Origin of the sequence: Spirillospora sp. CA-108201, assembly GCF_050936235.1 — a bacterium.
Classification (GTDB): Bacteria; Actinomycetota; Actinomycetes; order Streptosporangiales; family Streptosporangiaceae; genus Spirillospora.
The window spans coordinates 5,037,247-5,061,792 of record NZ_JBNJNE010000001.1; the positions used below are offsets into that span (position 1 = coordinate 5,037,247).

Annotated in this window: 17 protein-coding genes, 1 tRNA gene, 3 pseudogenes and 1 CRISPR repeat array; of the genes and pseudogenes, 12 read left to right on the forward strand and 9 right to left on the reverse strand. The window is 69.8% G+C overall.

Features of this window, described 5'->3' with window-relative positions:
* Positions 1–6: 6 nt before the first annotated feature.
* On the reverse strand, positions 7–819 hold the full coding sequence (locus tag ACQEU6_RS24230; protein ID WP_499335234.1) for a crotonase/enoyl-CoA hydratase family protein: 813 nt from the start codon (positions 817–819) through the stop codon (positions 7–9).
* A gap of 7 nt (positions 820–826) precedes the next feature.
* On the reverse strand, positions 827–1,600 hold the full coding sequence (locus ACQEU6_RS24235; protein WP_499335236.1) for an SDR family oxidoreductase: 774 nt from the start codon (positions 1,598–1,600) through the stop codon (positions 827–829).
* 277 nt (positions 1,601–1,877) lie between these two features.
* Here ACQEU6_RS24235 and ACQEU6_RS24240 point away from each other — a divergent pair, with 277 nt between their 5' ends.
* From ACQEU6_RS24240 to ACQEU6_RS24255, 4 genes and pseudogenes are all read left to right on the forward strand, one after another.
* A complete protein-coding gene (locus ACQEU6_RS24240) occupies positions 1,878–2,234 on the forward strand; it encodes an SDR family NAD(P)-dependent oxidoreductase (RefSeq protein ID WP_499335238.1) in 357 nt (118 codons plus the stop codon).
* Between the two features lie 63 nt (positions 2,235–2,297).
* A pseudogene (locus ACQEU6_RS24245) lies at positions 2,298–2,387 on the forward strand (NAD(P)-dependent oxidoreductase); the annotation flags it as partial.
* Positions 2,388–2,440: 53 nt separating this feature from the next.
* Positions 2,441–2,536 (forward strand): annotated as a pseudogene (locus tag ACQEU6_RS24250) (hypothetical protein); the annotation flags it as partial.
* A 169-nt stretch (positions 2,537–2,705) separates the two neighbouring features.
* Positions 2,706–3,203, forward strand: a pseudogene (locus tag ACQEU6_RS24255) (DNA topoisomerase IB); the annotation flags it as partial.
* 408 nt (positions 3,204–3,611) lie between these two features.
* On the opposite strand, the gene ACQEU6_RS24260 reads toward ACQEU6_RS24255, so the two are convergent.
* Positions 3,612–5,003, reverse strand: coding sequence for a glycoside hydrolase family 1 protein (locus tag ACQEU6_RS24260; protein ID WP_499335239.1), 1,392 nt, complete (start codon positions 5,001–5,003; stop codon positions 3,612–3,614).
* Positions 5,004–5,667: 664 nt separating this feature from the next.
* Here ACQEU6_RS24260 and ACQEU6_RS24265 point away from each other — a divergent pair.
* Positions 5,668–6,183, forward strand: a complete 516-nt coding sequence (locus tag ACQEU6_RS24265) for a C40 family peptidase (protein ID WP_499335240.1) — start codon at positions 5,668–5,670, stop codon at positions 6,181–6,183.
* A 65-nt stretch (positions 6,184–6,248) separates the two neighbouring features.
* Here ACQEU6_RS24265 and ACQEU6_RS24270 read toward each other — a convergent pair whose 3' ends face one another.
* Both ACQEU6_RS24270 and ACQEU6_RS24275 read right to left on the reverse strand, forming a co-directional pair.
* Positions 6,249–6,935 (reverse strand): dienelactone hydrolase family protein, encoded by a 687-nt coding sequence (locus ACQEU6_RS24270; RefSeq protein ID WP_499335242.1) that lies wholly within the window; start codon positions 6,933–6,935, stop codon positions 6,249–6,251.
* Between the two features lies 1 nt (position 6,936).
* Positions 6,937–7,335, reverse strand: coding sequence for a PaaI family thioesterase (locus ACQEU6_RS24275; protein WP_499335244.1), 399 nt, complete (start codon positions 7,333–7,335; stop codon positions 6,937–6,939).
* A gap of 24 nt (positions 7,336–7,359) precedes the next feature.
* Between ACQEU6_RS24275 and ACQEU6_RS24280 the strand changes: the two genes are divergently transcribed.
* Positions 7,360–8,646, forward strand: a complete 1,287-nt coding sequence (locus ACQEU6_RS24280; protein WP_499335246.1) for a cytochrome P450 — start codon at positions 7,360–7,362, stop codon at positions 8,644–8,646.
* Positions 8,647–8,690: 44 nt separating this feature from the next.
* Positions 8,691–8,766, forward strand: a tRNA-Lys gene (locus tag ACQEU6_RS24285).
* 457 nt (positions 8,767–9,223) lie between these two features.
* A CRISPR array of direct repeats spans positions 9,224–11,264; the repeat unit is 28 nt; unit sequence GTCGGCCCCGCACACGCGGGGATGGTTC.
* Between the two features lie 889 nt (positions 11,265–12,153).
* Here the strand turns inward: ACQEU6_RS24285 and ACQEU6_RS24290 are convergent.
* The 4 genes from ACQEU6_RS24290 to ACQEU6_RS24305 form a co-directional block, all read right to left on the reverse strand.
* The gene (locus tag ACQEU6_RS24290; protein ID WP_499335248.1) at positions 12,154–13,845 is read right to left on the reverse strand and encodes a tyrosine-type recombinase/integrase; all 1,692 of its coding nucleotides are present in this window, start codon (positions 13,843–13,845) and stop codon (positions 12,154–12,156) included.
* Positions 13,842–14,102 (reverse strand): DNA-binding protein, encoded by a 261-nt coding sequence (locus ACQEU6_RS24295; protein ID WP_499335249.1) that lies wholly within the window; start codon positions 14,100–14,102, stop codon positions 13,842–13,844. The genes ACQEU6_RS24290 and ACQEU6_RS24295 overlap by 4 nt, the downstream gene beginning before the upstream one ends.
* Positions 14,103–14,568: 466 nt before the next feature.
* Complete coding sequence (locus ACQEU6_RS24300) at positions 14,569–15,450, reverse strand: TRM11 family SAM-dependent methyltransferase (RefSeq protein WP_499335251.1); 882 nt, start codon at positions 15,448–15,450, stop codon at positions 14,569–14,571.
* A complete protein-coding gene (locus ACQEU6_RS24305; RefSeq protein ID WP_499335252.1) occupies positions 15,447–16,319 on the reverse strand; it encodes a hypothetical protein in 873 nt (290 codons plus the stop codon). Before ACQEU6_RS24305 ends, ACQEU6_RS24300 begins: the two co-directional genes overlap by 4 nt.
* Positions 16,320–17,063: 744 nt before the next feature.
* Here ACQEU6_RS24305 and ACQEU6_RS24310 point away from each other — a divergent pair.
* The 5 genes from ACQEU6_RS24310 to ACQEU6_RS24330 all read left to right on the forward strand — a co-directional run bounded on the left by ACQEU6_RS24310 (position 17,064) and on the right by ACQEU6_RS24330 (position 24,538).
* Positions 17,064–17,357 carry a pilin gene (locus ACQEU6_RS24310; protein ID WP_258940782.1) on the forward strand — a complete coding sequence of 98 codons (294 nt, stop codon included), beginning with the start codon at positions 17,064–17,066 and terminating at the stop codon, positions 17,355–17,357.
* A 365-nt stretch (positions 17,358–17,722) separates the two neighbouring features.
* The gene (locus ACQEU6_RS24315; RefSeq protein ID WP_499335253.1) at positions 17,723–19,174 is read left to right on the forward strand and encodes a TrbL/VirB6 family protein; all 1,452 of its coding nucleotides are present in this window, start codon (positions 17,723–17,725) and stop codon (positions 19,172–19,174) included.
* Positions 19,171–20,169: a PrgI family protein gene (locus ACQEU6_RS24320; RefSeq protein WP_499335255.1), complete on the forward strand. Its 999-nt coding sequence runs from the start codon at positions 19,171–19,173 to the stop codon at positions 20,167–20,169. Before ACQEU6_RS24315 ends, ACQEU6_RS24320 begins: the two co-directional genes overlap by 4 nt.
* A complete protein-coding gene (locus tag ACQEU6_RS24325; RefSeq protein ID WP_499335256.1) occupies positions 20,169–22,028 on the forward strand; it encodes a VirB4 family type IV secretion system protein in 1,860 nt (619 codons plus the stop codon). The genes ACQEU6_RS24320 and ACQEU6_RS24325 overlap by 1 nt, the downstream gene beginning before the upstream one ends.
* 224 nt (positions 22,029–22,252) lie before the next feature.
* Positions 22,253–24,538 carry a type IV secretory system conjugative DNA transfer family protein gene (locus ACQEU6_RS24330; RefSeq protein ID WP_499335258.1) on the forward strand — a complete coding sequence of 762 codons (2,286 nt, stop codon included), beginning with the start codon at positions 22,253–22,255 and terminating at the stop codon, positions 24,536–24,538.
* Positions 24,539–24,546: the final 8 nt, after the last annotated feature.

Sequence of the window (24,546 nt, forward strand, 5' to 3'; positions counted from 1 at the left end):
GAAGGGCTACTCGCCCTTCCAGTTCGGCCTGCGCTTCTCGGCGAAGGCCGCCGGGCCCTCCTGGGCGTCCTTGGACATGAAGACCGGCAGGGTGATGTCCTGCTGCTTCTTCCACGCCTCGTCGGACGTCCAGTCCGCGGACTCGACGATGACCTTCTTGGTCGCCGCGAGCGCCAGCGGGGCGTTCTCGGCGACCTTCAGGGCCAGCTCCTTGGCCGCGGCGAGCGCGCCGCCCGGCTCGGCCAGCCGGTTGACGAACCCCAGCTCGGCCATCCGCTCCGCCGGGTACTTGTCGCCGGTCAGGGCGATCTCCATGGCGATGTGGAACGGGATGCGCTGCGGCAGCCGCAGCAGCCCGCCGCCCGCGGCGACCAGGCCGCGCTTCGGCTCGGGCAGCCCGAACTGGGCGTCCCGCGCCGCGACGACCATGTCGCAGGACAGCGCCACCTCGCAGCCGCCGGCCAGGGCGTAGCCCTCGACGGCGGCGATCAGGGGCTTGGCCGACGGGCGCTCGGTGATACCGGCGAACCCGCGTCCCTCGACGGTCGGGTTGTCGCCCGTCAGGAATCCCTTGAGGTCCATGCCGGCGCAGAACGTCCCGCCCGCGCCGGTGAGGATGCCGATGGACAGGTCCTTGCGGGAGTCGAGCTCGTCGAGCGCCGCCGCGATCCCCTTCGCCACGTCGCCGTTGACCGCGTTGCGGGCCTGCGGGCGGTTGATGGTGATGACGAGGACGGCGCCGTCTTCTTCGGTCAGCACCGCGTCGTTGCCGGAGGGCGTGGGAGGTCGTCCCCCCTCGGGCGTTACAGCGTCGGTCATTCAGGCCTCACTTCGGCTGGAAGCGGATACCGCCGTCGAAGCGGATGGTCTCGCCGTTCATGTAGTCGTTCTCGATCAGGGACTTGACCAGGTGGGCGAACTCCGACGCCTTGCCCATCCGCTTCGGGAACGGGACTGGGGCGGCGAGCTTGGCCTTGAACGCGTCCGCGGCCTCGCCCTCGCCGTAGATCGGGGTGTCGATGATGCCGGGGCAGATGGTGTTGACCCGGACGCCGATCGCGGCGAGGTCGCGGGCGGCGGGCAGCGTCATGCCGATGATGCCGCCCTTGGACGCGGAGTAGGCGATCTGCCCGGTCTGCCCCTCGATGCCGGCGATGGACGCGGTGTTGATCACCACGCCGCGCAGGCCGTCCTCGTCGGCGGGCTCGGTCTTGGAGATGGCCGCGGCGCCGACCCGCATCAGGTTGAAGGTGCCGATCAGGTTGACCCGGATGACGGTCTCGTAGGACGCCAGGTCGTGCGGGCTGCCGTCGCGGTTCACGGTCCGCGAAGCCCAGCCGATGCCGGCGCTGTTGACGATGACGCGCAGCGGGGCGCCGGAGTCGACGGCGGCCTGCACCGCGGCCTGCACCTGCTCCTCGTTCGACACGTCCGTCTTGACGAAGACGCCGCCGAGCTCGTCGGCGAGGGCCTTGCCCCTGTCCTCGTTCAGGTCGGCGATGACCACCTTGGCGCCTTCGGCGGCCAGCGCGCGGACGGTGGCCTCACCGAGGCCGCTCGCGCCACCGGATACGACGGCGGAAACTCCGTTCAGGTCCATAAGCGACACCTTACGTGAGGGACCGAATGTGGTTCGGGGTGATGGTATCCAGACGTCGTCGCGCGCTCTGCTCACACCCCTGCGGATTGCGGAGGCACGTCCTGCTCGGGAGCCACAGTTACTTGGGGCACAGTCACCTGGGGTCACGGTTACTCATGGGTCACAATAGAGAACGTTCGCCGCCCACTTGCAAGGGCACCCGAACCCCCTGAGCGAGCGCCCAGCACAGAGCCAGCGCCCCGCACAGAGCCAGTCCTACCCCGGGCGGACCGAGGACATGACGCCCGAGCCGCGCGACGAGATGCGCGGCCGCACCGGCAGCGGCCTGCTGGACGGGTGCCGCGCGCTCATCACCGGCGGCGACTCCGGCACCGGCCGCGCCACGGCCGTCGCGTTCGCCGAGGAGGGCGCGGACATCGCGATCACCTGCCTGGACGACGACGCCCGGCACACCGCGGGCCTCGTCGAGGCCGCCGGACGGCGCTGCTTCACGTTCGGCGGCGACCTCGCCGAGGAGCGGCACTGCCGCGACCTCGGCTGGCTCGACCTGCTCGTCCTGCACCACGGCACGCAGACGCCGGTGAAGGACGTGCGCGAGATCGACGACGCCCAGCTGCGGCGGACGTTCAGGTGAACGTGTTCTCGCTGTTCTGGACCGTCCAAGGAGGCCCTCGACCACCTGGGGCCCGGATCGTCCGTGATCATCACGGGGTCCGTCAACGGGCTGCGCGGCAACAAGACGCTCATCGACTACTCCGGCGGCAAGGCGGCGGCGATGGCGCCGACCACCTGCCTCGCCCAGAACCTCATGGACCGCGGGATCCGGGTCAACTGCCGCAAGTGCGGCAGGGGTTCGCCTGCCTCGGACTCGACGGCCGGGCTCTGGCCGACCCCGCCGAGAAGGCGCGCATCAGGGCGCTCGTCGTCCCTCCCCCATGGAGGGACGTCTGGATATGCCCCGACTCCGGCGGCCCCATCCAGGCCATCGGGACGGACGCGGCCGGGCGCCGCCTGTGCCTCTACGCGCCCGTACCTCTACGAGGCGTGGCGGGAGCGGCGCGACCGGGAGAAGCACGACCACGTCCTGGATCTGGCCGAGCGGCCGCCCGAGGTCCGCCGCACGCTCACCGAGCACCTGGCCGGACGGCGCTACACCCGCGAGCGGGTGCTCGCGGCGGCCGTCCGCCTCATCGACCTCGGGTTCTTCCGGATCGGCGGGGAGGCGTGCGCGGCCGAGAACGGCGCCTTCGGGCTCGCGACCGTCCTGCGCGAGCACGTCACCCGAGGGCGGGACCGGGTGACGTTCGACCACCCCGCCAAGGGCTCGAAGGACCGGTACCAGGCGGTCGCGGAGGCGAACGTGCGCAGGGTGGTGAGCGGGCTCAAACGCCGCGGCGACGACTCGTCCGAACTGCTCGCGTACTGGACGCCCGCCGGCTGACACGACGTGACCACGTCCGACATCAACGAGTTCGTCCGCGAGGTCACCGGCGGCGACTTCACCACCAAGGACTTCCGGACGTGGCACGCCACCGTCCTCGCGGCCGTCGGGCTCGCGGTGTCGGTGCGCGCCGGGGACGGCGAGACCTCCCGCGACCGCGCCGTCGTCCGCGTCGTCAAGGAGGTCGCGTCCTACCTCGGCAACACCCCGGCCGTGGCGCGGGCGTCCTATATCGATCCGCGCATCATCGACCTGTACGGGGAGGGCCCGACGATCGCGCCCGCCCCCCGGACGCCTCGGCGTGGACGTCGCCGAGGGCGAACTGGCGACACAGGGGCCGACCGAACAGGCCGTCCTCGACCTGCTCCGCGCGGCCTCCTGAGAGCTACAGCCCGGGGCTCATCGAGCGAAGCCGTACTATCCGACGGTCCGCGGCTGTGCCGGCATCCCGTGTGCTCCCGCCCACCGTCGATTGTCGGCGGCGGTATCCGGGGCCGGCGTTTCTTCAGCGCCTCCTCAGTTCTCAGCGCCTCCTCAGTTCTCGGGGCCTCCTCAGTTCTCGGAGCCTCCTCATTCCGCGCGGCGGTAGGCGGCGGGCGGGGTGGGCGTCGTGCCGAGGCAGGTGGCGACGGGGTCCTCGATCGAGCACCAGCCGGGCTTGCGCACCGGCGCGTAACCACCGGGAACGCCCCGCTTCGCGATGATCGACCGGTAGGTCGGGACGGCATCGGTCGGACGGCGCGCCAGGGAGGGGTCGGTCAGCGCGTCCACCGTGTAGAGGCCGAACCGCGGCCGGTAACTACCCCACTCGTAGTTGTCGGTGAGGCTCCAGTAGTTGTAACCCATCATCTTCACGCCTTCGGCCATCGCGCGCTGGATCCAGTAGATGTGGTCGCGCAGATGGTCGGAGCGCGTGTAGCCGTCCTTGCGCGGCTTGCCGTTGTCCGTGGACATGCCGTTCTCGACGATGTAGACGGGCAGGTTCGGCAGCCGGCGCTGGTAGTTCTTGAGGACGTAGTACAGCCCCTCCGGCTCGGGGTCTATCTTCCAGAACTCGCCCGTGAGCGTGTAGGCCGCGGTCGCGTTCTGCAGGTTGGCGCCGTAGTAGTAGTCGATGCCGATGAAGTCGAGCTTGTCGGTGACCTCGTTGAACAGGGCCGCGTCGAAGATGCCGTTGATGGGCGACCCGTAGGCGACGTTGCTGGACACCGGCGCGCCCGGGTCCACCGCGTGGATCATGTCGTAGGCGGCGCGGTGCGTCCTGACCAGGGCGTCGCGCATCTTCATCATCTGGCCGAGGTCCATCGGACGGGCCGTCAGCTCCTTGTAGATGTAGGCGCTGGCCTCGTTGAACGTGATCCAGACGACGCCCTGGCGCTTGTACCTGTCGACGACGAAGCGGGCGTTGCGCAGCCAGTCGTCCTGCGTGCGGGGGTTGTCCCAGGCGCCCTGGTCGGCCACCCAGCCCGGGTACACCCAGTGGTCGAGCGTCAGCATCGGGCGCATCCCGGCCGCCTTGGTCCGGCGGACGAGGTCGTCGTAGTAGGCGATCGCCTTGGGGTCGCGGTGGCCGCGGCGGGGCTCGACGCGGGCCCATTCGACGGACGTCCGGAACACGTTCGCGCCGAGCCCCCGGGCGAGCTTCAGGTCGCTCGGGTAGCGGTGCCGGAAGTCGACGGAGCCGCCGTACGGGTCGGTGACGCCGGTGGCCCTGCGGTCGGCGTACCGCGTCCAGTTGCTGTCGGGAAAGGAGCCTTCGCTCTGGAAGCCGGACGTGGCGACGCCCCAGAGGAACCCCGGCGGGAACTTGACGGTGGCCGGCTTGGCAGTGGCTGGCCTGGCGGGGGCCGGCTTGACGGGGGAGGCAGAGGCGGGTGACCCAGTGGTCAGCGCGAGGGCGACCGCCAGGGTGAGGGCCGACAGGAGGTGGACGGGGCGTGCTCTGCGGGGCCTGCCGAACACGGGGGGCTCCCTCCGGAGACGGACATGAATCTCCTTCGCACTACAGGGGCCGCCGGCGCCCCCGTCAATGGCCGCACACGGCCGGATCCGGCTACCCCCGCCCGGCCCCGCTGTGCCGCGAATCACAGATCAATAAATGAACGGCGGTTTTCCCGGAGCTTGTGACTCACTTCACAATCCAGGAAAGGGGCCGCTGATCGCCGCTGGCAGAGCACTGGACCAGTGTCTCAAACGGACCGCCGCCACCGTGGAGAAATGGTCGGCGATTTGCCAGCCTCGGCGAGCGCTGGCTAGCTTCCTGCCCGGTTCATGCGGCACCCCAAGCCGCCCGGACAACAGAACACGCACTCCGACGCGCGGCGGCGGCGCGCCCGGTCTCGCACAAGAGGCCGGGAGCGGACCCCCAGGTCGTCCCCCCAGGGACCCCGCCCGGAAAGCCGTCGTCGGACGCCGAATCCGTGCAGACGAGAAGCACGGAGCCGGAAGCAGCCGCCATTTCTCTGCGTCCCCCCTCAATGACGCTGCGAAATCGGCTGCGGCATCCCGACCCCCCGAAGAAATCCGGAGGGTGACGGCTGCCCGGTAGGCATCAACCGCGAGGTCTGGAGACATTCTGCATACCCCTCGAAACCCCCTGAAGGCCGGATTCACCGTGGGAGGGCTCGTGCTCACCACGACCGCCGCGCTCGGCGCGTCCGTCCTGGCGGCCGGGCCCGTGCACGCCGCGGCGCCGCAGCGGGCGACCCTGGCCGCCGCACCGGCCGCGACGGTCACCACGACCGTGACCGCCAAGCAGGCCCGGATCGCGAAGCAGCGGAAGCGCGCCGACTACGCCGTGAAGTACGCGGCCAAGCAGATCGGCGACCCCTACCGCTACGGCGGGACGGGCCCCGGCTCGTGGGACTGCTCCGGGCTGGCCGGGGGATCCTGGCGCAAGGCCGGGGTGAAGCTCCCCCGGACCACCCAGCAGATCTACAAGGCCGTGCACAAGAAGGTCTCCTGGAAGGGCGCCGTCAAGGGCGACCTGCTGTTCTTCTACGGCGGCCGGACCCACATGGGCGTCTACGCCGGCCACGGCTACATGATCCACGCGCCGAGCTCCGGCAAGCGGGTCAAGAAGATCAAGCTGAACGGCTACTACAAGCGAAACTTCCACGGCGCCGTCCGGCCGGGTATCTGACCCCGGACGCACGCCAGGCCCCGCGCCGCCCGCCCGGCGCGGGGCTTCGCCTCAGCTGGCCGACGCTAAGCCGGCAGGGTCCGCCGAAGGAATTCCTCAGTGAGCCGCCAAGCGCGCGCGGCAGGCTCCGGCTGGTAGAACATCGGTGCCTTGCGGTTATGGAACGCGTGTCCGCCGTCCTCCTGGACGTGGATCTCCATGTGGTCCCTCAGCTCGACCGCACGTTCCACCTTGGCCACGTCCTCGCGAGGGATGTACGCGTCGTCGCCGCCGAAGTGGAACTGCGTGGGCGCCTGGATGGCGTCGAGCAGGTCCAGAATGTTCGGCACATCGGACCCGTAATACGAGACAAGCGAATCGACCTGGGCCTCGGCCGCCACCCTGTACGCGAGCGTCCCACCGAGGCAGAACCCCAGGACTCCCACCCTGTCCACCTCTGGCAGCGCCTTGAAGACCCCCAGCGCCGCCACAGCGTCCTCTACGCCCTTCTCAACATCGAACCGGGCGACCATCTCCAGCGCCTCGGGCACGCCCTCTTCGTCGTGCGCGGCCGTCCAGTTCGGCTCGATCCGCCAGAACAGGTCGGGCGACGCCACGACGAACCCCAGCGCCACCAGGTCTTCGGCGACCGCCTCCATGTACTCGCCGACACCGAAGATCTCCTGGAGGAGCAGGATCCCGGGACCCCGCGTCCCCCACACCCGCAGGTCGAACTCACCGCCCGGAACGACGACCTTCTCCGTGTGCGTCATGTCAGCCGATGATGGCGTAAACCGCACTGGCGTGGGCGACGGTCTTCCCATCCGCGGTCATGTCGATCTCCGCGAACGCCAGCGTCCGGCCCAGCTTCGACAGCTCCGCGCCCACGAGCACGTCCCGCCCCGCCACGGGCCGCTGGAACGTCGTGCTGAGCTGCACCGTCGTCATAGGAACGAACGAGCCCCTGGCCCCCGACACCGCCAGCACCACCGCCGTGTCGGCCGCCGCCATCAGCGCCTGCCCCGACAGCGCGCCGCCCTCCCTCGCGAGACGGTCGGACCATGGCAGCCGCAGGACCGCCGTCCCGTCCCCGACCTCCTCGGGTACCAGGCCCAGATCGAGCACCCACGGCGCGAAGTTGTCACGGAGGATCTCTTCAGGCTTCAACGTCACCCCGCCATGATGCACGCTGAGGGCATGCACGAGGAGATCTTCCTGCCCGCCGCCTACGCCGCCGGGGTCCCCTACGCGACGTTCGCCGAGCTCCGCGCCGCGTCACCGGTCGCCCGGGTCGGCGAGCCGGCCGTCGGCGCCTGGCCCGCCGGCCCCGGCTTCTGGGCGGTCTTCCGGCACGCCGACGTCAAGCACGTCCTGCGCTCCCCGGAGCTGTTCTCCTCCCACCTCGGCGCCACCCAGATCCGCGACCCCGACACGCCCGAGGACCTCGCCTTCGTCCGCGCGATGATGCTGAACCAGGACCCGCCGGACCACTCCCGCCTCCGCCGCATCGTCGCCGCCGCGTTCACCCCCCGCGCCGTCCGCGCCCTGGAGGACACGATCAACGAGCGGGCGCGCGCGCTCGTGGCCTCCGCCGTCGGCGAGGACACCGACTTCGTCGAGCTCGCCGCCGACCTCCCCGTCTGGACGCTGGCCCACATCATGGGCGTCCCCGACTCCGACCGCCGCCTCCTCTACGACTGGGCGTCCCGCGTCATCGGCTACCAGGACCCCGACTACGCCGGCCTCTCCACCGCCGACGCCGGCTCGATGAGCCCCATGGCCCGCGAGGCGATGAGGTACCGCCCGTCCGAGACGGTGCGCCCCGACGGCCGCCCCGTCAACCCGCGCTCCTACACGGCCCTCGCCGACATGTTCTCCTACGCGCACGCCCTCGCCGCCGAGAAGCGCTCCCGCCCGTCCGGCGACATCATGTCCCGCATGCTCGAAGGCGGGCTCACCACCCACGAGTTCGAGAACATGTTCTTCCTCTTCGCCGTCGCCGGGAACGAGACCCTCCGCAACGGCATCCCGGGCGGCCTGCTCACCCTCCTCGACCACCCCGCCGAACTCGCCCGCCTCCGCGCCGACCCGTCCCTGCTGCCGTCCGCGGTCGAGGAGATGCTCCGCTACTGGCCCCCCGTCATGGACTTCCGCCGCACCGCCACGACCCGGCTCGACCTCGGCGGCCGGCGGATCGAGCCCGGCGACAAGGTCGTCGTCTACCACGCCTCCGCCAACCGCGACGAGACCGTCTTCCCCTCCCCCGACCGCTTCGACATCGCCCGCACCCCCAACGACCACGTCAGCTTCGGCTTCGGCCCCCACTTCTGCCTGGGCGCCCACCTGGCCCGCACCCAGATGCGCGCCGTCTTCCGCGAACTCCTCCCCCACGGCATCACCCTCACCGGCGCCCCCGTCCGCCTGGCCTCCAACTTCCAGAACGGCCTGAAGCACCTCCCCGTCCACCTGACCCCAACCCCGTAACCCCGTCGCAAACCCCCCACCGATCTCGGTACCCTTGCCAGGACGGGTCGCTAGCTCAATTGGCAGAGCTCCGGACTTTTAATCCGTAGGTTGTGGGTTCGAGTCCCACGCGACCCACCACCCCTGACCAGGGGAAACGCGAAAACGTCAGGCTTGTCCGCCGCCGCGTTTGCCCCGCTTCGTCCCCATGTCGGCTCGAGGACGGCTCGGCGGCCCGATCCGGGCCCCACTTCCCCCTGGTCACGCCTCAAGGCCCGGCCGTCCTCGCACACTCAAGCCGGTCATACCGCCCTCAGAACCGACGGCCATGACCACCAGCACAGTCAGCAACGCGGCTTTGCAGGGGCTTCCCATAAGGTGAGTCATGGAGAGCACGGCACGGTCCAGAACACGACGCGGGCGTGGCATGCCTCTCCCGCCCTCGACTCATACGCGCCAAGCCAACAACCCGACACGGCCTCCAAGACGCTCGGCCGTCACACCAAGCAAGATCATCACATCGGCGCCCATGGCCATGATCACAAACCAACCGAATGAAAACCGACGCCCTCACCGACAGCGTCGCAGGTCAGCAAGTGTCGGCCCCGCACACGCGGGGATGGTTCCAGGTGTGAGGGGCCGCGCCCCACGAAGAGGAAGTCGGCCCCGCACACGCGGGGATGGTTCCCCGTTCGACGGGGCGCGGCGCGCGGCGCGGACGTCGGCCCCGCACACGCGGGGATGGTTCGACCCAGATCCCCCGGCTGGAGCTGTACGCCCAGGTCGGCCCCGCACACGCGGGGATGGTTCGCGCGCCCTTGAGCGGGCTCTCCAGGCACTCAAGTCGGCCCCGCACACGCGGGGATGGTTCTCGCCCTGTGCCTGGACCAGGGCGCCGCCCCCGGTCGGCCCCGCACACGCGGGGATGGTTCGCGCACCTGACCACCGGGTCCCTCGCCATCACCGTCGGCCCCGCACACGCGGGGATGGTTCGCCTCCCGGATCGTGCACGAGCGACTCGGCGGAGTCGGCCCCGCACACGCGGGGATGGTTCGGCGATGCCGGTCGCGGTGACCGGCCCGCGCCGGTCGGCCCCGCACACGCGGGGATGGTTCGTGCGTCAGGACCAGCCACACCGCCCCGGCCGCGTCGGCCCCGCACACGCGGGGATGGTTCCGGCTGGCACCCGCACCTCCACGTCCTGATCTAGTCGGCCCCGCACACGCGGGGATGGTTCGTTTGCGCTCCCCGATGACCCGGACGATGCCCCGTCGGCCCCGCACACGCGGGGATGGTTCGGGGGATGGCTCGACGCGGACCCGAATGCCGCCGTCGGCCCCGCACACGCGGGGATGGTTCCCCCGGCCGCCCCGGCCGGGGTCTCGGCCTTCCGTCGGCCCCGCACACGCGGGGATGGTTCGCATGTCCCGCATCTCCAACAGGGCCGCCGCCGGTCGGCCCCGCACACGCGGGGATGGTTCGACGTTCGGGGGATCGGCCTCAGGGCCCGCCCCGTCGGCCCCGCACACGCGGGGATGGTTCCCCGATCGACTACCGCGACCTGCTGGTCGAGCAGTCGGCCCCGCACACGCGGGGATGGTTCTCGACTGGCGATCACGGACGGTCACAACTGAATGTCGGCCCCGCACACGCGGGGATGGTTCCTGACTGCGCAGTACCGCACGGGCCGGGACGTCGTCGGCCCCGCACACGCGGGGATGGTTCTCGGCGGACATGTCCGAGCTCTCCTCCGGATTGGTCGGCCCCGCACACGCGGGGATGGTTCCTGCGGGAGCCGGCGAAGGCGATTCAGAAGGACGTCGGCCCCGCACACGCGGGGATGGTTCTCCGGTAGTCGGTAGCCCGGTGTGTTCGAGGGTGTCGGCCCCGCACACGCGGGGATGGTTCCCCGCTGATCACAGCGATGGTCGCTCTCGCGCCGTCAGCCCCGCACACGCAGGGATGGTTCCCGGCTGCAGGTCGAGATCGCCTCCGCCACCGCGTCGGCCCCGCACACGCGGGGATGGTTCGGTCGTGAACGTCAACCCGCTGTACTTCGCGATGTCGGCCCCGCACACGCGGGGATGGTTCTGGATCCTCCTCGAATACACGACGAGCGCAGGGGTCGGCCCCGCGCACGCGGGGATGGTTCGCACGTCGGGATCAACGTCGGTGCCGACGTCGCGTCGGCCCCGCGCACGCGGGGATGGTTCCGGGGCCCTCACCGCGTTGACCTCGCCCATCGGGTCGGCCCCGCGCACGCGGGGATGGTTCTAGCGTCTGGTGTGCTATATCCACTCTCCAAGAGTCGGCCCCGCGCACGCGAGGATGGTTCGGTGAAGTGCAGCAGGGCGTGCTGCTCACCCCGGTCGTCCCGCGCACGCGGGGATGGTTCGGACCCGGCCGGCCCGGTCCTGACCTTCACTCGGTCGGCCCCGCGCATGCGGGGATGGTCCGCAGTCCTTGGCCTCCAGCAGCTTGCGGAGCCCGTCTGCCCCGCGCATGCGGGGATGGTTCGTTGCCCCAGGACACTGCGCGCCGCTTCACCGGGTCGGCCCGGCGCAGGCGGGGATGGTACTCGGGCCGTCCCGCGGATCAGTACGCCGACCGCGTCGGCCCTGCGCACGCGGGGATGGTTCCACCGAGAAGAAGCTCTTGCACTGGTCGAACGCGTCGGCCCTGCGCATGATGACGGCCTTGGTCGGGCCCTGCATGACGGCAAAGCCGTCCCCGAAACTGCCCCGCACCATTACACACCGACAGCGGCCGAAACACCTCAAGTAGTCGCAGGCAGCTGACGCAGTGGTTCATCTCCCAGTTCCCATGACGGCGGGCCTGATTGCGATGATGGCGCTACTCTTGGTAGTCACGATGGGTGACGAACGTTTTCTCATCGGCCACAGGGACACGTGCTCCCGCAGATATGGATGAGCCGTGGCGTGTGAAGCCTCGCCGTCGGCGTCGCCGCCGTACGAAACGGGGCCGCCAGTGGCTGCTCCCTGTAGCGGCATGTGTCCTTGGCGCGACCTGCACCGCCGCGATGTTGCAACTATGTGGATCGCCAGCTTCAGAGCCGTCGCAGCCGATATCGCGCCCGGTGCAGGGCACGGGTGCGGTAGGTGCCGGGACGCAGCACGGCGCGAGTTCGGCTCCGTCAGCTGTCGGCCAGCGACCGGCGCCTGCGGAATCACGGCATGCCGCTCCTCGCCGGAAGCCTTCCGGGCATGGCGAGGGACAGCGCGCCGCAGATGAGCCCGTTGCCAGACCACACCCCAGGGTAGCGGCCCAGACACCGAAGGCCAGGGCCCCAAGGCCGCGCCTGACTGAACATCACGAACGAGGGAGGCCGGTGCACGGGCGCTCGCACGCTCCGCAACACACTCGTAAGCCCCGGAAGGTGCACCAGCCGCCAGCGTGGGTCACTGGCGAGTGCCGTCGCCGATTCCCACACGACGGCACCCGCCAGTCAGCCTGCGTCGCCGCCTTGAAGGGCTACTTCAAATGACCACAAGCCCCTAGCGACCGGCCTTAACTTCGATCAGCCGATGCGGCAGCCCGAGTGAGCCTTACGGGTTCGCCGGATCGCTTCCTGCCGGTTCCAGTACCGGACATTGCGTCGTCGGGCAGGGCCACGACGGTCTTGTGGTGGCGCTTGGGCGAAGGCCGGTCGGCGTTCAGAATGATGGCGGCGGCGTCTTCGGCCGATTGCCTGGCCAGTTGCGGGAGCAGGCTGGTGTAGGTGTCGGCGGCGATGGTGATCGAGGACAGTCGCAGCGTCTCCTGGACGACCTTCATGTCGTATCCGGCGGCGAGCAGGAAGGTCGCGGCGCCATGGCGTAGGTCGTGCAGCCGGATCGGCGGCAGTCCTGCTTCCATGGATAGTTGCTCGAACTGCTCAGTGACTTCGGCCGGGTTGACCGGTTTCCCGGTGGGTGTGGTGAAGACGTATCCGGTTTCGGTCCAGGCGTCACCGGCAGCGAGGCGCTCGGTGTTCTCCCGGGCCTTGTGGGCCCGTAGTTCTTTGATGGTGGCGGTGTCGAGGCTGACGGAAGCCTCCCCGGCCTCGGTCTTGGGTTTGCCCTCGAAGGTCTCGGGGCCGATCTGGGTGATCTGCCACCGGATCGCCGCGGTTGCGTTGCGCAGGTCGAGGTCGACCCAACGCAGGCCGCAGGATTCACCCCGTCGTAGGCCGCGGAACGCGATCAGGTGGTACTGAGCGTAAAGCCGGTGCCCGCGCGCCCGGTCGAGGAACGTCCTGGTGAGCGCTGGGGTCCACACCATGACCGGAGACGGGCGTGGGGCGCCGATGTAGGCGTCCAGCCGATTGATCTTCTCCCCGATCCGCTTGTGCGGCTCCAGCTTGGACATGTGCTTGCGGCGGGCGTTCATCTTCTCGATGTGGGCGGCGAAGTCGCTCTCCCACGCAGTGACGCGTTCGTCGGTCCACACCAGCGCCTTGGGCGCCTTCCCTGACGGCAGCTCAACCAGGGCGGCGACGTTGACCTCGATGAGGCGCTGCTGGATCGCCTTGTTGAGCGCGGACCGCAGCGTCGCGCGGATGCGCTGCTTGGTCGCCGGGCCGACGACCCGGCGGCCTTTGACCATGGCGCGCAGCTTCAGGTCACCGGATTCGCGTGCCTGAATGATGCGTTCGTTGAGTTCGTCGATCGTCTCGAACACCGCGTCGACGTGACCGACACGGAGCCGCTCCAGCAGAATCGGCCCCAGGATCGGCGCCAGATAGAGGCGGATGTGGCTGGCGTAACTTCGGCGGGTCCCCTCACGCAGGCCCTTACGCCCGGCCAGCCACTCCTCCAGGTACTCCGCCACGGTGATCGAGCGGCCGAGGTCCTGTCCGGTGCGGACCCTCTTGCGGACCTGTTCGGGCGCCGGGAGCGCGCGGGTCTTACGGAGCGTGGCGACGATCAGGTCAGCGATCTGGATCTGGATCGTCAGGTCGTCCCCGGCGATGGCCAGCAGTTCCTTGGCCCTGTCCATCTGCTGCAGCGCGTCATCTTGCGTGGCGAAGCCCGCGCGGCGCAGCGGCGCACGCCGCGTTCCGGTGGCGGTGGGCGGGAGTTCGAGCTGGTACTTCCAGGAGCCGTGGGTGCTGCTCCAGCGCCCATTGCCGCGCCGTAGTTTCGGGCAGTCCTTTCCGTAACGCTTGCCGTGCTCGTCACGGCAAGCGCAGGTCTTGATAATGCTTCCCTTGGCGGTCATTCAGCCTCTTCTCGCGATGTCGGCTGCCCGCCGGAACACGGTTGTCCGTGGAGGTCGCAGGCGAGGCCGAGGACGGTGAGCAGGTCGGCGGTGCACACCCGGTAGCTGTGGCCGACCCGAAGCACCCGGCAAGGGAACTGGCCGGAGCGGGCGAGTTGGTAGGCCTTGGTGCGTCCGACCCCGATGATCCGTCCTGCGGCCACCAGGTCGATGGTGGCGGGCAGCGTACGGATTTCCGCGGCGGTCAACCCCTTCACCGCACCTCCCCCGCAGGCCGCTCCGTGCAGTGGCGCGAAGGCCGCCGCACGCGGTGTCGGGTGGTGTGGTCATGGTCGTCCTCCAGCGGATCGGTGCCGCCCCGGCGGGATCGGCGCGGCGCACCCTGCGGACGCCCACGCCGGTCCAATCCGGAGCGCCGGTATGGACGCTTGTCTCCGTTCCGGTGGTCAAGCCACAGCCGCCCCGACACGGCCGGATGCTTCAGGAGGGTGACCGGCGATGCGACGAACTGCGGTGCACCGGCGGGTGAGGTGAGATGCCAGGCGTCGCCGCACCGGTAGGCGCGCAGCCGGACGCCGGGGGCGCCGATCCTGGCCGCGTGTCGGGCATCCCGGCGGGTTGCGTACCGAGCGCGTCCGCATCGCCCACACAGGGCCAGCTGCAACATCGACAGCATTTCGGCGGCTCGGTCGCGCGCCCGGCCGTTGCGTTGGGTGAGTGCCATTAGCAGCCTCCGGGCTGGGCGGTGGCGTGCTGGAAGACCAGTAGGTCTTCGTGTGCGGTGGCGCAGGCAGGGACGCCACGGTCGCGGGCACGGCGGGTTTCGAGCATCTGAAAGAAGGAGGCTCGGTTGATGAGGGCGCCGTTGCGGAGCCCTGCCAAGAGCGCGACGTACCGGCCAGTGAGGACCAGGCCGTGCTGTTGGGCGGTGTCAATGACTAGGCCCGGTAGGTCGAGCAGTTCGCCTTTGACGCGGATCGGTCGGATGGTGACGGCGATGGCGCCGGCCGGGCGGAGCAGCACCGCGCTGCCGGCCAGGATGCGGCCGAAACCGTCGAGTAGGCCAGGCAGGGGCTGGTGAGCGAGGTTGCTGCGGTCGGTGGAGTAGCGGTGATGGTGTTTAAGGACTTTGCCGCCGCCGTTGTCCCGGCTGGAGCGGATGTGCCCGTGGGTGTGGGAGCCGTAGGGAGGCGAGGTGAGAACGAGCGCCGCCTTGCCGTGATGGTTCCGGTAGATGGTGGGGATGTTGCGTGCGTCGCCGCAGGCCAGCTGAGGTGTGCCGGTGGCTCCCTGGGTGTGGGCGTGGCGCAAGTTGTTCAGGGTGAGGTAGACGAACTCCGGCTCGTACTCCACGCCAGCGGCGTTGCGACCGAGGTGGATGGCCTCGACCAGGGTGGTGCCGATCCCGCACATTGGGTCGATGACCAGGTCACCGGGTCGGGTGAAGGCCTTGATGACGGTGGAGGCGATGGCGGGCAGCATCTTGCCGGGGTGGCGCATCGACTCGGGTGTGTAGCGGCCGTGGCGCTGAAGCCGGGACGGGCGCTGCCCAGTCGCCAGCACCGAAGGCAGCGCCTGGGTGCGGGAGAGGTCTTCGTCGTTCATCGAGTCCTCCCGCTGTACGGGCCGTCAGGACCAGGTGACCTCGTGGGTTCTTGGGGTTTACTGAACAGGGACACCGTGGCGTGGACACCGACCGTGAGTGGAAGGGCGCCGGAGTGGGTGTCGCGGAGTTGCGCGAGGTCAGTAGGGCCGGCCTGCACGACCAGTGCGTCACCCTCGATCGGGACGCGCAGCGCGATGACGTGCTGGGCGTAGCGGAATCCGAGGCTCTGGGCGTGGCGGATGATGCGCGGCGCCGGGTCGATGAGGTGTCCGGCCTGGTGGCGGGCCGTGGTGATGACCGCCAGGACACCTCCGGGAGCCAACACCCGCCACGCTGATGCCAGAAAGAGCCCGAGTTGTTCGCTAGAGAGCATCCACAGGTCGGCTCGGCACGCCGGGCAGTCCGTTCTTGGACCTCTTCTCGGATTGTGGCCGCCGGTCTCGTAGGGCGGCGGGGCGCCGATGACCAGGGAGACTTGGCCGAGGTGATCCGCCAGGCCCTTGGCCATCTGGTCGGGCCGGACGGAGCGCATCTGCACTCGCCTCAATTGCCGCTGGTCGAGGGCGGCGCGTAGCCGGTTGCCGATGTGCTGGGCGAGCGGGAAGTGCGGGACCAGCGCGATGGCACGGCGATCGAGTTCCGCGGCCGTGACCAAGGTGGCTTCGCTGGTGGTGAAGCCTTCGGCGATCAATGCCCCTTTGCTGGTGCAGGTACTGATCAGGTGCTGAGCCAGTTCCCGGCCGACGGTCTGGCGGTGCTGGACGCAGATTGGAGTATCGGGCTTCTCCCGATTCGAGCGGGCGCTGAGGCGGGGCGGCGGTTCCTGGCTGCGAAGGTCAGAGCACAACCAGACGGTCAGCGGGACCATGCGCCGCTCGCCGGCGGTCTTGTTGTTGCTGGTAGGCGGGTGGTTCGGGTCGGACGGTGTGTTCATCTGCTGGGTGACCCGAGACGGCCACCCGATCCCCGTGCACCGATAAAGCACCGCTGGGCGCCTCGGTTTTCGTGATCATCCGCGTCACGATCCGGTCAAGAACGGCCGACCGGCTGATGACCGGGCGCTCATGTCCTGGTGAACGCCGAGGAAGTCGGACACGCCTGCCGGCTCGGGGCTCGCTGAGGCTCTCAGGACGGCGAGTCTTCCTCTGGGCGACCCAAGTCCTGACCAAGGATCGCGGGCTAATGCTAATTCGGGCCTGTTCGGCGGTGCTTCATGGGTGCCAGTCGAGATCAGCGGTGAACGGTGCGGCTCGGGCGGACGGTCGGAAGCCCGGTCCCCGCCGCAATCATCCGTCTCACGAGTCCCGTCAAGGAGGACGCCCGGAGCCCGAGGCCGCGTCGCTCCCGCTGATCGCACGGCTGGCAGCCGATTCCATCGAGATATCCCGGAGACGCTGCCATGCGCACCCGCAAGCACTCGCACCGAACCGTTCGTCGACGCATCCCAGAGTGGCCCAGCCGAAACCACGGTGAGAGCCGCCGCTCCCTTAGGCGGCCTGGCACCGCCTCCTCTGTCTCGGGGCCCGTCAGAGGCAACATCGTGCCGCGTCGGCCACGGCCATCGCGGCGGCGGCTGATGGCCGCGTCATCGTTGTGGACGACCGGGTGTGTGATGACCGCGCTGCTGGTGCCCGGTGTCGCCGATGCCAGCACCAACCTCGCCGCGGCTGCCTCGCTGAACGAGGTGATCAACAACCTGCGGAATGTGATCGTGGGGTTGCTGGTGGGGTTGGCGACGTTGTTCGCCACCATCGGCGGGGTCCGCTACATGCTGGCCGGCGGCGACCCCGGTGAGGTCGAGGCCGCCAAGAAGACCCTGCGGTATGCCGCGATCGGGTACTCGGTCGCGGTGCTGGCGCCGGTGCTGGTCAAGATCCTTCAGGGCATCGTTGGCGCGCCCTCGTGACCTCCACGGCGAGCCCGCCCGCTTGGCCGCGTGGGTCCGTGGCGTCCACTGTCGCAGTGGCGCTGCTGGTCGTGCTGGCGGCGGGAATGGTGCTTTGTGTGACCGCCGGACCGGTCTGGGGTGCGGCCGATCCCGCGCCACAGCCAACGACGAATCCGTCGCCCGAGGCACCCGCCCAGGCACCAGCAAATCCCGCTCCCGCTACTACGCCGCCTTCGCCTCAGCCAGCCGCTCCATCTGAGTCGTCGTTCCCATCTCGTCCTGCCGGACCAGTGCCTTCACCTGCCCCTGGTCCCTCGCCAGCTCCAGCGACGCCGGGCGACCCCAACCCAAGTGGAGGCGGGGAGGGGACGGGGTGCGGGTTCATGGACGTGGGCTGCATGGCCAAGCAGGCGGTGAACGGCTGGTTCGCCGATCTGGTGACCAGCGCAGCCAAGCCAATCTGCAACCTGCTGTCGCAGACCGTGCTGGGAACCCCGCCGCTGGACTCACCAGACATGGCGCGCGCCAAGGACCTGTGGGGCGTCTCGCAGACCATCGCCAACACCTGTTACGTGCTGATCATCACCGCAGGCGGCGTGCTACTGATCGCGGGCCATTCGCTACCCGGCAGTGAACTGACGCCGGGGCAACTGGTGGCGCGGCTGGTCGGTGCGTTCGCGGCCTCCAACCTCAGCCTCATCCTGATCGGCTACGCGATCACCTTCGCCAACGGCCTGTCCGGCGCATTCCTCAGCGCCGGAGCCGAAGCAGTCGACCCGAGCCGAGTCGCCAAGGCGATCTCCGCATACCTCGTCGCGAGCCTGGTCCCCAACCAGCCCTTCACGATCTTCATCGGGCTGGGCGTGGTGGTCCTGGCGCTATGCGTGGCGTTCATCTACATCATCCGGATCGCGCTCACCATGGTGCTGATCGCCGCCGCCCCGGTGGCGTTGATGTTCCATGCCCTTCCGCTGACAGACGGGCTGGCCCGCTTGTGGTGGCGCAGCATCAGCGGCGTGCTGGCCATCGGGGTCTGTCAGGCCCTGGTTCTGGCGACCGCGTTTCGGTTGCTGTTCTCCAACGTCAAGCACTCAGGCGGTGACTCGGACAGCCACTTGCCCGGGATCGTCTCGGGGACCGGGATCGATCTGCTGCTGGCACTGTGCCTGCTGTGGATCATGGTTCGGGTCCCGTCCTGGGTTGCCCGCACCATCTGGCGCGCCGCCCAACCCAGCGCTCTGACGGGGATGGTCAAAAGCCTCGTGCTCTACCGCGGTCTGGGCGCCCTGATGCGCCACCGCGCCCCCACCCGCAGGAACTTGGCCCCATCGCCGCCGTCGCCCTCGTCGGCCTCGCCCCCGCCGCCGCCTCCGCAAGTTCGGCGGCCGCCAGCGTTGCTCAGCCCGTCGCGCCTGGCCTTGGCGCCACCTGACGCGCAGCACACGCCACCGGGGTTGCCCGGTCCGGGCGATCCGCCACCGGCGCTGCTCGCCGGAGCGGTCCCGATGCCTCCGGGAGCAATCCCGATGCCGCCAGGCCAGCCGCCCGAACCCGACCGCGACAAGCAGGAAGGCCGCCACCCGATGCAGCTCGCACTGCCGATCCCGGCCGCGCCCGGTCCCGCTGGCAAGAGCGCCGCGCTTCGGCCGAGACAGATGGCGTTGCCGATCCCGGTGACCCGCGTCCCTCGGCCGTCTTCGCCCGGTAGTCCTGCCTCTCCCCGGCCTCGGGTCCGGTCGCGGCAGCCGATGCTGCCCGGCATGCCCAAGCGGCCTGTCCCACGCCGGCAGCTGACTTTGTGGATCGACCCGCCGAAAGCCAGGAGGCGCCGATGAGCACCCGTCACCAGCAGTACGACCAGCCGCCGATGAGTGTGAAGATCCCTGCCGATGTCGATCAGCCCGACAAGGTCCTCTATGGCCTCACCCTCCGGCAACTGGGCATCCTCGCCGGCACCGCCGCCGCCTGCCTGTGGGTCTTCCTTACCTTCGGGCCTCTTGTGCCGCTTCCGGTTCTGGTCGCGGCGCTGGTGCCGGTCGTAGCGGCCGGGTTCGTGTTGGCCGTCGCCCGCCACGACGGTATGAATCTCGACCGCTACCTCCTCGCGGCCCTCCGCCACACGCGTACAGCGAAGAAACGCGTCACTGTCAGCGGGCCAGTACAGCCGCCGCCGGTGTGGTGTCGGATTCGCGGACGTCTCCCCGAACCCTTGCGGCTGCCCGTCCGCGCCGTCCGCCAGGACGGGGCGCTGGAGCTGGCTGGAGGCGATGTTGCCGTCATAGTCCGCGCTGGCACCCTCACCTTTGGGTTGCGAACTCCGGGCGAGCAGGCCGGGCTGGTGGCGGTGTTCAGCCGCTGGCTCAATTCCCTGGACGCACCCGTCCAGATCCTCGTCCAAGCCCGTCCGGTCGACCTGACCGGCTTGGCCGACCACGTCACTCAACACGCACCCGCACTGCCCGACCCGGCTTTGGAACAGGCCGCATGCGCGCACGCCGCGTTCCTCAGCGACCTGGGCAATGCACACGACCTGCTCATCCGGCAGGTCCTCATCGTCATCACCGGCCACATTTCCTCCTCGCCCCCGGCGTCGGTCCTCCCATGGCGGCAGAACAAACGCCACCGGGTGGGGCGCGAGGCAGCAGCCGCGGTCGCATTGCGGCGCGCCACCGAAGCCGTGCAGGCCCTGGCCGCGCTCGCCGTTCCGGCCGAGGTGCTGGACGCAGACAGCGCCGCCGCCGTCCTGGCCGAATCGCTATCCCCAAGCGAACCGCACCTTGTGGACAACGCGGCCCCAGGTGACGTGATCACTCACCGGAAGGAGGGCTGATGCGACCTTCGCCCAGGGCGCTCTCACGCGCCCTCGCCGTCACCACACAGCCCGAAACGCTGCACGATCCTCTCGCCGGAGGCGGGCTGGACGACTTGGGCCTGGGGCCGTCGGCGCTGCGTGTCAATGCCCGTTCGCTGGAGCTTCCCGGTGGGGTGTGCGCGTCGTTCGCCGTTACCGGATACCCGCGTGAGGTCGGCGCGGGCTGGCTGGAGCCTCTGCTCGCCTACCCGGGTCGCCTGGACGTCTCCCTGCACATCGCCCCCGTCCCGCCGCTGATCGCCGCGCAGCAACTCCGCCGCCAGCTCGCCCGCTTGGAGTCAGCCTCGCGCGCCGACGCGCAGCGCGGGCGGCTGGCCGACTTCGCCGCCGAAGCCGCGGCCGACGACGCCGCGGAACTCGCCGCCTCCCTGGCTCGCGGCCACGGCCGCCTATTTCGCGTCGGGCTATACCTGACCGTGCACGCCTCCGATGCGAGCGAGTTGGAGGACGAAGTGCAGCGCGTGCGGGCGCTGGCCGCCTCGTTGCTCCTGAACGCCCAGCCCACCACCTTCCGCGCGCTGCAAGGTTGGACCTCAACCCTGCCCCTGGCTTGCGACACGATCGGTGCGCGGCGGGTGTTCGACACCGCCGCGCTCGCCGCATCGTTCCCCTTCACCTCGCCCGACCTGCAGCCGGTGCTGGGCGAGACTCCGGTGCTGTACGGGCTCAACGCCTACTCCTCCGGCGTGGTGGTGTGGGACCGGTTCGCCCAGGACAACTACAACTCCGTCACGCTCGCCCGCTCCGGCGCCGGCAAGTCCTATTTCACCAAACTCGAAACCCTTCGCCTGCTTTACCAGGACGTTCACGTCGCCGTCATCGACCCCGAGGACGAGTACCAGCGGCTGTGCGACCACGTCACAGGCACCCGGGTCCCGCTCGGCGCGCCCGGTGTCTGCTTCAACCCCTTCGACCTCCCGCAAGGCCAAGGCGAGGACACTCTCATCCGCCGTGCACTGTTCCTGCAGACCCTGATCGCAGCGATGCTCGGCGAGCCGCTCGCTCCGACGACGCGGGCGGTTCTGGACCGCGCGGTGCTGGCCGCCTACCGTGCGCGCGGGGTCGGCTCTGACCCCCGCACCTGGGCACGTCCGGTCCCCGTCCTGGCCGACCTCACAACCCATCTTGACGAAGTCGCGCAATCGGATGCCCCCGAAGCAGGCACGGCGGCTGACCTTTCGGCGCGGCTCACCCCGTACACCTCTGGCTCCTACCGTGGCCTGTTCGCCGGGCCCACCACCACTCGCCCGGCCGGGCATCTCGTGGTGTTCTCGCTGCGGGACCTGCCCGATGAGGTCCGCGCCGTCGGCATGCTCCTAGCTCTGGACACGATCTGGCGCACCGTCGCCAACCCCGACGACCGGCGCCGCCGCTTGGTCGTGGTCGACGAAGCTTGGACACTCATGCGCGAGGACGAGGGCGCCCGGTTCCTGTATCGGCTGGCCAAGTCCGCCCGCAAACACTGGGCCGGACTCGCCGTCGTCACCCAGGACGCCGGCGACCTTCTCTCCTCCGATCTGGGGCGAGCGGTCGTCGCCAACTCCGCCACCCAGATCCTGCTTCGCCAAGCACCCCAAGCCATCGACCAGATCGCCGACGCCTTCGACCTCACCGACGGCGAGAAGACCTTCCTCCTTGCCGCCGACCGCGGCCAAGGCCTGCTGTGCGGAACCGGCGCCGGTTCAGACCGGGCCGCGTTCAGCGCGATCGCCAGCCCGCACGAACACCAACTCGTCACCACCGATCCCGCCGAACTCGCTGCCATCGCTGAGCCCATCGCCCCCACCGCAGCCACGGACACGGAGGCCCGCCGATGATGCCCCGCACAACCCTCCTCCATGGCGTCACCAGCGGCACGGGATCGTCCGGTCTCTTCTCGGACCACGGCTACGCTCCGCACCAACTCACTGACCTTGCTCGCGAATACAGCCCTATCGGCGCGCTGGGCATCCTCGGCGCTGCCACTGCTTGGACGAGTGTCCGTTGGGTGCTGTGGGACTGGCGCAACAGCAGACTCATCCCGGGCGCTCGGTTGATCGAGGTGGCAGTGCCGCCGAAGGTGGAGCCAGCGAGCGCCGCCGCCTGGTGGGCCCGCCTCATCGGCCTCACCCACCCAGGCTGGAAGCGCCTCATCTTCGGGCAGCCGCACCTGGCCTTCGAGTACCGCGCCGACCACAACGGCGTCCGCTTCCACATCTGGGTCCCCGGCACCATCCCGCCTGGAATAGTCGAGAAGACCGTCCGGGCGGCCTGGCCCGGCGCCACGCTCACCACCCACTCCGCCACACCACCGCTCCCGCTCGACCAGGAGTACAAGACGGCGGGCGGGCGGCTGGTACCAGCGAGACCCGAACACTTCCCGCTCACCAGCGACCACGACCCCGACCCGCTACGGGGCTTGCTCGGGACCGCGTCCGGGCTGGCAGAAGGCGAACACCTGGCTGTTCAGATCCTGGCCCGTCCCTCCACGGGCCGCCGCCTCGGCAAGGCTCACCGCGCCGCGTCCGCACTTCGCGGCGCTCGCTCCAGTGCACCCCAAGGCCATCTGTTCGACCTCATCACGCCCGGCATGTCGGGGCATCACAACCCCAGCGAACTCACCCGCCAGCACCCCGAACGCGCCGAACAAGTCCGCGCCGTCCTCGGCAAAGCCGCCCAGCCGCGCTTCGAGGTCCAGATCCGCTACGGCGTCGCCAGCCGCCACCCCGATCAAATTGCCAACGGGTGGCTGCGCGCGCACGCCCACGAGACCGCCTCGACGTTCGCGCTGTTCACCTCCGGCCACCAGTACCTGCGCCGCCGCCGACTCCGCTCCCCAGCGGTCAGGCTGGACGAGCGGCGACTGCACCGCGGCTACCTGCTGTCGGTCGCCGAACTCGCCGCAATCGCACACCTGCCCTACGACCTGGCCGCACCCGGCGTCACCCGCGCCGGCGCCCGCCCTGTCGCGCCCTCACCCGCCATCCCCGTCTCCGGGCCTGGCATCCGCGTCCTCGGTGACTCTGACTCCGGAGCACCGCGCCCGGTCGGCCTGACGGTCGCCGGCGCCCGCCAGCACCTGCACGTCCTCGGCCAGACCGGCGTCGGCAAGTCCACCTTCCTGGCAGGCCTCATCCTTTCCGACGCCACCGCCGGCCGCGGCGCTCTGGTCATCGACCCCAAAGGCGACCTGGTCGCCGACGTCCTGCAGCGCCTCCCCGAACGCGCCATCGGCCAGACCGTCGTGTTCGACCCAGCCGCGCCGGGCCGGCCACCGTGCCTGAACGTACTCGCAGGGCACGATGCGGCGTTCGCGGCCGAGTCGATCGTCACCACCTTTCGCCGCTGCTTCAGCTCCGCCTGGGGGCCTCGCCTGGACGACCTACTCCGTTCCGCCTGCCTCACGCTGACCCGCGTGAACGGGACCCGTGCCACCCTCGGCGACATCCCCAAACTGCTCATCGACACCGCTTACCGCGCCCGCGTGACCGCACGCCTCACCGACGACCTCCTCCGCGGGTTCTGGGACTCCTATGACGAACTCACCCCGGCCGCCCGCGCTTCGGTGATCAGCCCGGTCATGAACAAACTCCGCGCCGTCCTGCTGCGCCCGTTCATCCGCGACGCCCTGTCCGGCGGTGCGTCCACCGTCGACCTCGCCGGCACCCTCGCCTCTGGCGGCCTCATCCTCGCTCGCTTGCCGAAGGGTGTTCTGGGCGAGGACGCCGTGCGCCTCTTCGGATCGCTGCTGCTGGCGCACACGTGGCAGGCCATCACCCCGCGCGCCACGCAGGTCGAGCACGAGCGGTCGGACGCGGCCGCCTACATCGACGAGGCGCACAACTTCCTCAACCTGCCAGGCTCGATCAGCGACATCCTCGCCGAAGCCCGCGCCTACCGCTTCAGCCTGACCATCGCTCACCAGCACCTGTCCCAACTCCCCAAAGACCTCCGCGAAGCCGTCTCCGCCGACGCCCGCAACAAGATCTACTTCGCCGCCTCACCCGAAGACGCCGCCGACCTCGCCCGCCACACCACGCCGCTTCTGGCCCCACACGACCTGTCCCACCTGGGGGCCTACCAAGCCGCCGCCCGGCTTATGGACGGCAACACCCCCACACCACCCTTCACCTTCCGCACCCGCCCACTACCCGAATCGATCCCCGGCCGGGCAGGCGCAGTCCGCAAGGCATCACGCGAACGTTTCGCACCCCAGCACACCGCACGCTCGATCCCCGAGGTCGGTCTGCGAGACCTGGACGCCTCACCGCTCACACCATCCGCACCCGCCCACAGCCCTCTGTGTCAGGCTCAGGTGGGACACAAGGGGACAAACATCCCTAACTGACATGAGCA